11 protein-coding genes are annotated in these 11,550 nt (G+C 64.3%); 5 read left to right on the top strand and 6 right to left on the bottom strand.

The window, feature by feature from the left end:
- Nucleotides 1-39: 39 nt before the first annotated feature.
- Nucleotides 40-462, bottom strand: coding sequence for an organic hydroperoxide resistance protein (locus AC3A3Q_RS18140; RefSeq protein WP_487587560.1), 423 nt, complete (start codon nt 460-462; stop codon nt 40-42).
- A gap of 250 nt (nt 463-712) precedes the next feature.
- Here AC3A3Q_RS18140 and AC3A3Q_RS18145 point away from each other — a divergent pair, with 250 nt between their 5' ends.
- Both AC3A3Q_RS18145 and AC3A3Q_RS18150 read left to right on the top strand, forming a co-directional pair.
- The gene (locus AC3A3Q_RS18145) at nt 713-1,084 is read left to right on the top strand and encodes a response regulator transcription factor (RefSeq protein ID WP_487587561.1); all 372 of its coding nucleotides are present in this window, start codon (nt 713-715) and stop codon (nt 1,082-1,084) included.
- A 79-nt stretch (nt 1,085-1,163) separates the two neighbouring features.
- Nucleotides 1,164-1,796, top strand: a complete 633-nt coding sequence (locus AC3A3Q_RS18150; RefSeq protein WP_487587562.1) for a response regulator transcription factor — start codon at nt 1,164-1,166, stop codon at nt 1,794-1,796.
- Nucleotides 1,797-1,892: 96 nt separating this feature from the next.
- On the opposite strand, the gene AC3A3Q_RS18155 is transcribed toward AC3A3Q_RS18150, so the two are convergent.
- Genes AC3A3Q_RS18155 through AC3A3Q_RS18165 form a run of 3 tightly spaced genes read right to left on the bottom strand, consistent with a single transcriptional unit; the run spans nt 1,893 to nt 3,975 of the window.
- The gene (locus tag AC3A3Q_RS18155; RefSeq protein ID WP_487587563.1) at nt 1,893-2,984 is read right to left on the bottom strand and encodes an MBL fold metallo-hydrolase; all 1,092 of its coding nucleotides are present in this window, start codon (nt 2,982-2,984) and stop codon (nt 1,893-1,895) included.
- An 11-nt stretch (nt 2,985-2,995) separates the two neighbouring features.
- Nucleotides 2,996-3,529 (bottom strand): cytochrome P460 family protein, encoded by a 534-nt coding sequence (locus AC3A3Q_RS18160; RefSeq protein ID WP_487587564.1) that lies wholly within the window; start codon nt 3,527-3,529, stop codon nt 2,996-2,998.
- A gap of 20 nt (nt 3,530-3,549) precedes the next feature.
- Nucleotides 3,550-3,975: a DUF6130 family protein gene (locus AC3A3Q_RS18165; RefSeq protein WP_487587565.1), complete on the bottom strand. Its 426-nt coding sequence runs from the start codon at nt 3,973-3,975 to the stop codon at nt 3,550-3,552.
- Nucleotides 3,976-4,072: 97 nt separating this feature from the next.
- Between AC3A3Q_RS18165 and AC3A3Q_RS18170 the strand changes: the two genes are divergently transcribed.
- The gene (locus AC3A3Q_RS18170; RefSeq protein ID WP_487587566.1) at nt 4,073-5,017 is read left to right on the top strand and encodes an enoyl-CoA hydratase/isomerase family protein; all 945 of its coding nucleotides are present in this window, start codon (nt 4,073-4,075) and stop codon (nt 5,015-5,017) included.
- Nucleotides 5,018-5,435: 418 nt separating this feature from the next.
- Nucleotides 5,436-9,101, top strand: a complete 3,666-nt coding sequence (locus tag AC3A3Q_RS18175) for a PAS domain-containing protein (protein WP_487587567.1) — start codon at nt 5,436-5,438, stop codon at nt 9,099-9,101.
- 79 nt (nt 9,102-9,180) lie between these two features.
- On the opposite strand, the gene AC3A3Q_RS18180 is transcribed toward AC3A3Q_RS18175, so the two are convergent.
- Complete coding sequence (locus tag AC3A3Q_RS18180; RefSeq protein ID WP_487587568.1) at nt 9,181-9,516, bottom strand: hypothetical protein; 336 nt, start codon at nt 9,514-9,516, stop codon at nt 9,181-9,183.
- Between the two features lie 31 nt (nt 9,517-9,547).
- Nucleotides 9,548-10,036, bottom strand: coding sequence for a carboxypeptidase-like regulatory domain-containing protein (locus AC3A3Q_RS18185; protein ID WP_487587569.1), 489 nt, complete (start codon nt 10,034-10,036; stop codon nt 9,548-9,550).
- A 307-nt stretch (nt 10,037-10,343) separates the two neighbouring features.
- On the opposite strand from AC3A3Q_RS18185, the gene AC3A3Q_RS18190 reads away from it, so the two are divergent.
- Entirely contained in the window at nt 10,344-11,255 is a 912-nt protein-coding gene (locus AC3A3Q_RS18190) for a CPBP family intramembrane glutamic endopeptidase (RefSeq protein WP_487587570.1), read from the top strand.
- Nucleotides 11,256-11,550 lie beyond the last annotated feature (295 nt).

Below are 11,550 nucleotides of genomic sequence, written 5' to 3' on the forward strand. Positions count from 1 at the left end.
ATAGTCATGCCACCGCGGAGTGACCGCGCGCGGTGGCGATCACACGACGTGGATGGTCACGTCGATACTGCCCTTGAGCGCCTTCGAGTACGGACACGTCTCATGACCCGCGTCAGCCAGCGCCTGCGCCACGTCCCGATCCAGCCCTGGCAGCGTGATGTTCAGGCGCGCTGCGAGCGAATAGCCGTCGTCGCCCTGCCGAAGGTCCACTTCGGCGTCGATCGCAGTGTCGGAGGGCAAGGTGACCCGCATTTTGCGGGCCGCAATGCCCATCGCGCCGATGAAGCACGCGGACCAGCCGGCCGCGAGCAGCTGTTCGGGGTTGGTGCCCGTGCCGTGGGCGCCCGGCGTGGAGAAACCGACCTCGAGGGCGCCATCGGAACTCTTCGCGTGCCCACCGTCGCGGCCGCCGACCGTGTGGGTGCGGCCGGTGTAAAGAAGCTTCCTCTCCTGCTCGTTCACGTCGCTCACCATGGGGGCGTGGGGGGCCTTGATGAAACAGCAGGCGCGCGACGCAGGCGATAGCACCTTGGTATCGGGAGCTGCCGGGACCCCGCCGTGGCCGGCCCGACCCCGGGAACCGACACCTAAGTACCATGTGAATCCGCCATCGGAGTGGTGCATGCTTGCGCCCAGGAGCACATTCCGGAGGATCCGGCATGAAGATCGGTCAGACCCGCGGGGGCCTCGTGCACGACGCGGTTGGCCTTTGATGACCGTCCGGCCGCTTGTCTCGGTCGTGGACGATGACCAATCGGTCCGCGAATCCCTTCCGGATCTGCTGCGGACCGGCGGATACGACACAGACGTGTTCGCGAGCGCCGAGGCGTTCCTCGCGATCGCCGCCTCCAGTCGGATTGACTGCCTTGTGCTCGACGTCTACATGCCCGGCATGTCGGGGCCGGCGCTGCAGGAAGAACTGTCCCGCCGCCGCATCCCCATCCCCATCGTGTTCATGAGCGCGCAGATCGACGCCGACATTCGCCGCGAACTGATCGCGCGCGGTGCCGTCGACTGCCTGTTCAAGCCGTTCGGTGGCGAGGCACTGCTGGAGGCGGTGGAACTGGCTATACAGGGGCGATGAACCGTCTGGCTGTTGCATCGGTTTGCCGGAAGGATTATTCAACCGGTACGAGACGCATGACTCCAAAGAGGTGGCTTTCGTGAACGGTGCCTTCCCCATCGTGTTCATCGTGGACGACGACATCTCGGTCCGGGAGTCACTGGAATCGCTGGTGCGATTCGCCGGCTGGACGCCCAGGACTTTCGCCAGCGCCGAGGAGTTCCTGGCGAATCCCAGGGAACTGGTGCCGTCATGCCTGGTGCTGGACGTGACCCTGCCCGACATCAACGGCCTGGACCTGCAGGCGCTGATCGCCGCGGACCGCGCGGACATGCCGATCATATTCATCTCTGGCTATGGCGACATTCCCATGACCGTGCGCGCGATGCGAGCCGGTGCCATCGAGTTTCTGACCAAGCCTATCGACGACGACAAACTGCTCGACGGCATCCGCGGAGCCATCGAACGCAGCGCCGCGTCGCTGGACGATCTGAGACGAATCCAGTCGCTGCAGCAAGCTCACGCGTCGCTCACCCGCCGTGAGCGCGAGGTGATGGCGCTGGTGGTGTCGGGCCTGCTCAACAAGCAGATCGGCGGCCACCTTGGCATCAGCGAGATCACTGTGAAGGCGCATCGCGGGCGGGTCATGCAGAAGATGCGTGCGAGGTCGGTGCCTGACCTGGTGAAGATGGCGGCGGTACTGGACCCGGGCGCTCAGCCTGCGGGCCGCTGATCACGACCAGGCTGCCTGGTGGAACGTCCGGCGTGGCGCGCCACCGGTATGCACCGGTCTGTCTTCGGCCCTCGCCGCGCGCGGACGTGTGAATCTTCAATCGATGCGCAGCGCCTGCTCCATTGAGTAGCACTGGTCCCATATGTAGACGTCGTAGCCGGCGAGGCGGGATTGCCACTTCGGTGTCAGCGTATCGACGCACTGCACCACGACGCGATCGATGTAGTCGTCGAAGACTGCCCAGGGATTGCCAAGGTCCTGCGGGTTGACGCCCTCTCCCGGCTTCGTCGTGGACAGCGCCTTGCCGGCGGCGGCCTTCAGGTCGCGGTAGAACTCAGCCTGCGCGGCTACGTCGGCATGCGTACCCGTACGCGTGACGTGTCCGCCGACGAACGTGTCCCATTCCATTGAGCCGATCGTGTCGACCTGCGCAATCGATCCGAACACGTCCTGCGCGACGGCGAACCTGCGCCACGGCATCCATCCCGGGAACACCACGTCCACCACCATCAGCACTTTCTGCTTCGGGGCGCTGATGAAAATGTTGCCTGGCTCATGCCCGTTGCCGTGGTATGACAGCTCGAGCTTCTTCCCACCCACGTCCAGCGTGTAGGCATCTTTGAACGTCACTGTTGGCAACGGTCGATTCGGATCGTTGTCACGCTTGAGCAGCCGCAGGGTTTCCTCCTGCGCGATTATGACCGGCTTGCCACCCAGGGCGTTCATTCCCCCGATGTGGTCCGTGTGTGAATGGCTGTACACGACGTGGGTGATCGGGTTCTTCGTGACCTCCGCGATCGCGGCGGGCAACTTTGCTGCGTAGGTCGGCGGCGCATCGACGACGACCACGCCCTTGTCGTAGACCAGGAACATCGACTGGTAGGCGCCTTCGGTGACCATGTACAGGCCATCGCCGAGGTCCTGCAATCGATAGCCCTTCGCTGCGTCGATCGCGGGACCGCGCGCGGATTCGGGGACGTCCAGATGCTTGTCGATACGGACGCCGATCGGCGCGATCTTCGGCATGTTGGCGTACGGAACCACGGCGGGCGTGCCCGGCGCGGAAGTCTCCGCCGCAGGTGCCTGCGGCGCCGAGGCGGACGTGACGGCGGGCGGAACGGACTCGTGGCGGCCGCAGGCGGCGAGCATCGAGACCAGCATCAGCGGCAACACGCGAACGGTGGGCATGGCAGTGCTCCTCAACGCTTCTGGTACGGATGGAAGATGTAGTCCTTCGAGCTGACCTTCACGTGGCACGCCTGACCGCAATCGGCCGGCGCCGGATCGGCGACGAACGTGTCCGATGGCGCGTCGTAATTGAACAGCGCGTACCCCCAACCACCGGTCTTCGGGAACCGCTTGCTGTCCTTCTCCATCACGAAGGCCTGGGTAAACACGTCCGGAACATCCACGGCGAACGGGGCGTCGGTGCTCTTCTTCGGCTTCCACTGGAGCTTCACGATCTTCGAGCCTTCCGGGAAATGCTGTCCGTTCTTCGGAACACCGGCCTTGTAGGCCTTGATCATCGTGGGATTGGCCACGATCACCTTCAGCACTTCGTCGGTGCGGGCCGAAGACACGACGGCCCAATCCTCGTACCCCTTGAAGTCGGCGAACGCGATGCCGCCTGGCGATTTCAGTGAGTACTTGTCCTGCGCGGAGAATGCCGCGCCGCCCAGGATCGCGAGCATTCCTGTGGCAACTGCTATGGAGATCCTCTTCGTGCGTTTCATGGCTGATCCTCAGTAGATGGCTACTTTCCGGGAGCGTCGAAGGTGATGCTTTGCGATGTGAGCAGTCCGCCTTCCGGATCAACTGCTTCGATCAGGACCTTGTGCCGGCCTCGCGGCAGGTTGACCAGGATGATCGTGTCGCTGGCGCCGTAATCGGCCCATTGCCACGGAAGGTCGTCCACCGTGATGTGCAGGTGCCCGACGCGCGGCGACAGTTCGCGTGCGGGCGCGCCACCAACGGGCAGGATGCGAAGGTTCTCGACGCGGTACGGAATGAACGCGACGCCCTTGGCAAGCGGCCCTGGAAGCGGCGGATCGATGGTGAGCTTCGGTGGCGGTTCGCTTTCGTAAGGCACGACCAGCGATCGCGCTGGTTGCGCGAGCGCATCCATCGCAAACATCAACGCGATCACGGCGACCGCATGCGCTCTGGCAGGGTTCTTCATGGTCCGGCATCCCGTCGTGTACGGAAGGTATGGCCATCTGAACAGTGAGGCGGGCAACCGTCGATTGCACCAAGGTGTCGACCGATACCATCGTGCAATGCGCCGCATTCATGCGCGAACCGATACCTTCGTGCGCTTCCGTCGAGCGCCAGGCTCCGTACGCTGTGTGCATCCGCCGCTTCACGACGGCAGAGTGAGGTTTCCCATGCGCGAGCAGATTCGAATCACGCAGCCTGCACCGGGCTACTTGCGTGCGGAGTTCTCCAACCCCCCGATCAACCTGATCGATCTGGATACCATCGCGCAGCTGTCCGACCTCATCTCGTCGCTGGAGCAGGATCCTTCGGTCAAGGTGGTCGTATTCGCGAGCGCGGATCCCGACTTCTTCCTGGCCCACTATGACGTGCTCATCGACAAGGCGCGCACGGCCGCGATGCCGCAGGGCCCGACCGGCATGCACCCATGGCTCGACGTGCTGGTGCGCCTGAGCCGCGTCCCGGTCGTCACGATCGCCTCTATCCGTGGCCGTGCCCGCGGCGCCGGCAGCGAGTTCGTGCTCGCGTGCGACATGCGGTTCGCCAGCGCGGAGAAGGCCTTCCTTGGACAGTTCGAAGTGGGCGTCGGTGCGGTCCCGGGCGGCAATCCGATGGCCCGGCTCGCCGGCCTCATTGGGCGCGGGCGCACGTTGGAAGTGATCCTCGCAGCCGACGATTTCCGCGGCGACCTGGCCGAGCGCTACGGCTACGTCAATCGTGCGCTACCGGACGGCGAGCTGGACGAGTTCGTCGACGCGCTCGCACGGCGCATCTCGGGATTCGAGAAGGAAGCGCTGGCAGCCGCGAAACGTTTCGTCGATGAGGTCTCGCTTCCAGGCGATGCGTTGTTCCCCCCTGCCCTCGACGAGTTCTTCCGTTCCGTCGCGCGACCGGGAACGAAAGCGCGAATGACCAGGCTCTTGGCTGCGGGTCTTCAGACAAGGTCCGAGGCCGAGTTCGACCTGGGCAGGCACGTCGCCCTGCCTCTGGACGCCCACGAAACGTGATCCGTCCAGCGCGGTTGCAATCCGGTGGGCAGGTTCGCGCCCGTTGGGCGGGCTGCGACCTCAACATTCCGGAATGAGCGCCGTCGCCAACGGTGTCACCGCGGTCCAGCCCGATCTTTCATAGAGCCTGCGGCCGTCATCCGTCGCGACCAGCGGCTGCTGGCTTGCGCTGGACGCTCTCGCTGATGGCCTTGGATGTACGGGTTCGCCGGGGCGGCCCCGGGCACCGTTTCGGTGGTGCGGCCTCATGCTAGTGTCGGCTCGGAAGGGATGGGAGGTACTTCATGAGTCAGGTGAATTCGATCCGGGACGGCTGCCTGTATCCCGTCGCCGCGTGTTGCATGCGCACATTCCTTAACGCGTCACCGGGGCGATTCGTTCCCTGCGCGGGCCGGCAGCGCAATGCCGGCAGTGCGTCGTGAGCGATACCGTCGGCTGCGATGAACGGGAGCTGGAGATCGCTGGGCTACGCGCCTGTATCGGTGACCTGCTGGGTCTGCTTGCACGCTCCGCTCCATGGTCGGGACGCCAGGCACCGGAGATCGGCGGCTCGCTGGCCGAAACCCTCCTGTCCCTACTCCAGCTCGACTTCGCATTAGTCGAGTTGGACGACGAACTCCATGGTGCCGGCGACAAGACCAAAGGATTCTCCGATCCGACAGCGGTGAACGAAGAACTCCGCCGATCGCTCGGGGATGATCCGCGCCGAAGGCCAGCGGCCACCCGTGCCAGCCTCTTCGGCAAGCCGGTTTCGATAGCCACGTTTCCCATCGACCTTCCGAATGGATCCGGAATGCTCATAGCGGCCTCCTCGCGGGATGGTTTTCCTACCGAGACAGAGCTTCTCGTTCTCACGGTTGCCTGCAATCAGGCGCTGGTCGCATTGCGGGATTCAAGGCTTCGAAGCGAGGAGCGCCTTCAGGCCATGCAGCTCGGCGCCGTCTCGCTGATCGAAGGGCTGCCTGGACTCGTAGCGATCCTCGGGCCCGACGGGCGCGTCGAACAGGTGAACGCGAAGATCCTGGAATACTGCGGAAAGACGATCGAGGAACTGCGCGACTGGGGCACCAACGGCACGGTCCACCCCGAGGACATGCCCCATGTCGCCGAGGCCTTCGGCGGGTCCATCGCGTCGGGCAAGCCCTACGTGATCGAGCAGCGCTTGCGGCGCTTCGACGGGGAGTACCGCTGGTTCGACAATCGCGGACAACCGCTGCTCGACGGGAGCGGCGCGATCCTCGCCTGGTACGTGCTGTTGATCGATATCGACGACCGCAAGCACGCCGAGCAGGCCGTTCGCGCGAACGAGCGGAACCTGCATCATCAGGTCGAGACGTTCCCGCAGATGCTGTGGAGCGCCACGGCGGAGGGCAATATCGACTATTGCAACGAACGCCTGCTGGCCTACAGCGGCCTCACCGCCGAGACGGTGATGAACGAAAAGTGGGTGAACCTGCTCCATCCGGACGATCGCGCACCCACCGCCGAGATCTGGCGCGGCTGCATTGCGACCGGCGCACCCTATTCGGTAGAAGTGCGCCACTTCCATGTCGCCGACCAGACGTATCGCTGGATCCTGACGCTGGCGCTTCCCTTGCGCGACGGCGAGGGGCAGATCGTCAAGTGGTACGGCTCGTGCGTCGACATCCACGATCGCAAGCTTGCCGAGGAAGCACTGCGGGCGAGCGAACGTCGCCTCGCCCAGACGATCGACACCATTCCCGCGAATGTGTTCTCGGCGGGAACGGACGGGTCCGTCAATTACCTGAACGCACGACTGCGCGAGTGGTTCGGGCGCGCAGACGAGAAGATCATGGCATCGGAATGGGTGCACCTGACCCATCCCGACGATCGTGACGGAACGGTCATGGCCTGGATGGACACTATCGCAGCGGGAACGCCGTATCGTCGAAAGGTCCGCTTCCTTCACAACAGCGGGGAATACCGTTGGTGCGATAACCAGGCGCGACCGCTTCGCGACGCCGAGGGAGCGATCATCGCCTGGCACGGCGTCGTCAACGACATCCACGACCGCACGCTTGCCGAAGATGCGCTCCTGGCCAGCGAACGCAATCTACGGTTGACCATCGACACGATCCCCACGCTCGCCTGGTCGGCGCGCGCGGATGGCGGCGCGGACTTCTTCAACCGCCATTACCTGGAGTACGTTGGCCTCCACGAGGAGGAGTTGTGCGACTGGCAATGGATGCGCGTGATCCACCCCGACGATCTCGCTGCGATCTCGGCCACCTGGGAGCAACTCGGCGCCAGCGGGACGGGCGGCGAGCTGGAAGCGCGCATGCGGCGGCACGACGGCGCGTATCGCTGGTTCAGTTTCCGCGCCCATCCTTTGCGCAATGACCAGGGCGATGTCATCAAATGGTACGGCGCGAACGTCGACATTGACGAGGAGAAGCGCGCCACCATGATGCTGGCGGACGAGCGCCAGCTGCTTGAGCTGATCGCTTCCGGCAGGCTCCTCCACGACATACTCGGGACACTGTGTAGCGTGACCGAAAGTGCCTTGCCCGGGTGCGTATGCGAGGCGCACCTGCTGGAAGGAACTGGCACGGTTTTCGAGTTCAGCGTGTTTCCTTCGCGCCCGGCCTCGCTTGATGACCTGATTACCGGGCGACAAGTCGATGCTGCCTTGGCACCCTGCGCGCTGGCCGTGGCGGGCAGCATCCAGGTGATCGTGGACGACCTGGAAACCGATCAACGCTGGCTGGACTCACCGCATTGCGCGCAGCTGCTTGAGCACGGCTTGCGAGCCGTATGGAGCACGCCGATCCGCTCAAGAGCAGGCGGCATCCTGGGAACGCTGTGCATCTACCATCGCCATCCCGCTGCCATGCAAACGCACGAGCAGGAAGTCATCGAGCGCGCTGTCCACATCGCGAGCATCGCGATCGAGCGATCCCGAGCCGAGGACGAGCTCAGGCGACGCGAGTATCTTCTGCGCACCTCTGAACGGATCAGCGAAACGGGTTCCTTCTCGTGGGACCTGGGCAACAACAAGCTCGTCTGGTCTGAGCAGATGTTCCGGATCTGGGAAGTAGAACCGACCACGGATCTCGGCCCGCCGGCGCTCCTGCCGATCGTCCACCCTGACGATCGCCCCATCGTCGAGGAAAAGATCGCGCGCATCTTCAGGGGTGAGGAAAACGCCGAAAACATCGAGCGAATCATCATGCCGGACGGCCGGATCAAGTATCTGAGCCAATCCACGGTCTTGTTCAACTATGACGACGGACGCCGGGAGTGCATCGGGGTTTCGCAGGACATCACGCGCCGCCGCCGGGCGGAGGACGCGGTCGAGAAACTTCGATCCGAGCTGGCCCATGCGACTCGTGTAATGACCCTTGGCGAACTGGCTGCCTCCATCGCGCACGAGGTCAACCAGCCGCTTTCCGGGATCCTTGCCAATGCCAGTACCTGCCTGCGCATGCTTGCGGCCGATGAGCCGGATATCGAAGGCGCTGTCCGGACAGCCCAGCGCAGTATCCGGGACGCGAACCGGGCTTCCGAGGTGATCAGCCGTCTTCGCGGGCTTTACCGGAAGCACGACTTCGCTCCCGAACTGTTCAACTTCAACGAAGCTGCACAAGAGGTGCTTTCCATCTGCGCGCACGACCTGCAACGGCGCGGCATTGTGCTGAGGTCCAGTTTCGACGAGCGCCTGCCACCGCTCATGGGCGACCGCATCCAGTTGCAGCAGGTAATCCTCAATCTCGTGCTCAACGCCGCGGACGCACTTGCGCACACCGAAAAGGGCGCGCGCATGATCTTCGCTGAGTCCTCCGCGATGTCAGCCGGCATCCTGAAGTTCGCAGTCCGGGACACCGGGTCTGGCATCGCTGCCGAAAACCTCGGGAGGATATTCGAAGCCTTCTTCACCACCAAGCCGCATGGCATGGGCATGGGCCTGTCGGTGAGCAAGACAATCCTGGACAGGCACGAGGGCAAGCTCTGGGCGACCTCCAACGAGGGAGGGGGATCTACTTTCGCCTTCTCGATCCCTTACGCGACTGCCCGCAATGCAGCCGCCACAGACTCCATGGCTTCACCGCTTGAGGACGGGTGAGCAAGGAAGGCCGAACAGGGCCGGTCGCCACGCCGTTGCGATGCCCTGGCGAATGGCTCCTTTGGGTAGAAATCGGACACTAGCGTCGCTCCTGAGTCCAGATGTGCCTGTACCAGTAGTGCAGCATCGATACGGACTGGAGGATGATGAGCTCCCGGATCCACTGCGCGCGCGCTTGTCTTTCGAGCCGCGGGTTATGCAGCACCTGAATGACGTAGAAGACAAGTGCGCCCAACTGCAGGGCAACGACGGGCCATATTGCCGTGCTCTCGTTCAGCTCAGGTGTAGGTCCTTCCAGCCAGATCCTGAGCAAGAGCCAGGCAACGATTGCAGGCGGCAACACAGCAATTGGAAGCGCGAGGTACTGCAATCGCAGCTTACCCTTCCCTCGAGGGGATTCCTGGCGATTGGTCACGCGAGCCACCTCGGCATCCACCGCCGCCGTTTCAGCGCCATGAGCCCGCCGGTTCGGTCAGGCGAAGCGGCGGCGCGGCGACATTCGGGGACTGACCCACTTCAACCAGCGCCGCCGAGGATCGATGCGTATCAGTGGAACTGCTGATTGACAGGCGGCTTGGCGCCTTTCCACAGAGTGACGTCAGCCAGAACGTGATCGAGTACCGTCCTTCAGCATCCGTCCGCCCCAGTGCGGGCCCTGCCGGAAGTTTGCCTTCGGCCCAGGAAACGCCGACCAGCACGTACGGCGCCGGCTTGCCCCCGGCATCCACGACGCTACCTTCGACAGCATAGAGTCCAGGACCACACTTCTTCGCTTGCACGTCATGCGTAGCCATCGACGCACCAAGAAGGATGACCATACCCTTCGATACCCGCGAGGCGATCATGCGAAGCCCTTGAATGTCTGCTTTGGGTCGGAAGCGGACGTTATCACCGGTCCAGACGCTCAGGTAGCCCCGACGGCCGCTATCGGCCATAAGCGGACGCTTGCCTAGGATGATCCCCATACATCCCCTTTCCCGCAGTCGCCAGAACGCCCAAAGCGCTCCGGGCGGAAGGATCGCGCATATGCCATAGATGATCGAATTCCTTCCTTGCGCGCGGGCAGCCCTGGCCACAAGAAACCGCCACCCAAAGCGGACACCACGGGCGACGACTCAGCGCCAGTTCGTCGGCGATCCGGGTGATTCATCGGCGGCTTCCGTGGCTTGGTCGCAAACGGGTTGCCACGCCCCCGCGCGGACGGCAACTTGCAGCGGCGATCACGTCGACCTGGAGCCACGCATGACCCCCGTTGCCCTGTATTCGCCCGATCCGGCCCGCGGCTGGCTGCCCTGGGCCTGGCTGACGCCGATCCTGATGATCCTGTTCAACGCGGTGCCGGTGATCGCGCTGGACGGGTGGATGCAGTCGCAGCATTGGTCGACGCCGCGCGGCGATCCGATCGGCCTCGCTGGCTTGTATGCGCTGCTGTGGGTCGGCTTCGCGCCGACGCTGGCGGCCGTGCTCGCCTGGGTACGCTTCGTCGAAGGGCGCTCGCTGGCGAGTATCGGGCTGACCGGTCCGGCGCCGCTGAAAACCTTCCTGCGCGGACTGGCCGTTGGATTCGGCACGATCGCGCTGGTCGTTGTCGCGATCTGGATGGCCGGCGGCATGCAGGCGGCGGGCCTGGGGCAGGCCTGGCGGTCGCCCGTCAGTCTGCTGCACATCGGTCTTCTGCTATTGAGTTTCATGTTCCAGGCGAGCGTGGAGGAAGTCATCTTCCGCGGCTGGATGCTGTCGGTGGTGGCGCGCAAGACCAACGTCGCGGTGGCAGTGCTGCTGGTGTCGCTCGTTTTCTGCTTCCTGCATTTCAGTCCGCACCAGCCGCCCCGGGTCATCCTCGGCACGTTCCTGTTCTCGCTGTTCGCCTGCGCCTGGGCGCTGCGGACCGGCAATATCTGGGGCGTGATGGGCTGGCACGCGGGGTGGAACTGGTTGCTCGCGACCGGCTTCGAACTGCCCGTCACCGGCATCGATGCGCACTTGCCGGCGCTGCTGGTGGCGTTGCGCCCGCAAGGCCTCGACACCCTGACCGGTGGCGCGGAAGGGCCGGAAGGCAGTTACCTGTGCAGCGTCTTCTTCGTCGCCGCGATCGCGTGGATCCAGTGGCGAAAGACGCGCGGAGCTCAGAACTTCTCGCCGACCGGCAGGTAACGCCACTGCCCGGGCGGCATCGCCCCGTCCGGGCCCTTGCCGATCGGATGCTGGTTCGCGCCGTACCGGCGACGACCAAGCAATGGAGCGTCTGCTGGCGCTCGGAGCGCCGATCGACGCTCCGCTAACCAGACCCAGCGGGTGTGGTCGAATGGCCTGGCAATGACCGCTATGGGTCGAAAGCGGACATTAGCACCGGTCCTGGCGTCCACCCTGCACAATGTCCGTATATGGACTCCTCCTCTTGCTGCAAGCATCCTGCATCCGGCGCCCTAGTCGACTGCGCACGTATATC

The organism is Lysobacter sp. Soil_C_59 (assembly GCF_057656415.1).

Coding starts and splice junctions, on each gene's coding strand:
- AC3A3Q_RS18145 (WP_487587561.1), top strand. CDS start 713: ATGACCGTCCGGCCGCTTGTCTCGGTCGTGGACGATGACCAATCGGTC.
- AC3A3Q_RS18155 (WP_487587563.1), bottom strand. CDS start 2,984: ATGCCCACCGTTCGCGTGTTGCCGCTGATGCTGGTCTCGATGCTCGCC.
- AC3A3Q_RS18160 (WP_487587564.1), bottom strand. CDS start 3,529: ATGAAACGCACGAAGAGGATCTCCATAGCAGTTGCCACAGGAATGCTC.
- AC3A3Q_RS18165 (WP_487587565.1), bottom strand. CDS start 3,975: ATGAAGAACCCTGCCAGAGCGCATGCGGTCGCCGTGATCGCGTTGATG.
- AC3A3Q_RS18170 (WP_487587566.1), top strand. CDS start 4,073: ATGCGCCGCATTCATGCGCGAACCGATACCTTCGTGCGCTTCCGTCGA.
- AC3A3Q_RS18185 (WP_487587569.1), bottom strand. CDS start 10,036: ATGGCCGATAGCGGCCGTCGGGGCTACCTGAGCGTCTGGACCGGTGAT.
- AC3A3Q_RS18190 (WP_487587570.1), top strand. CDS start 10,344: ATGACCCCCGTTGCCCTGTATTCGCCCGATCCGGCCCGCGGCTGGCTG.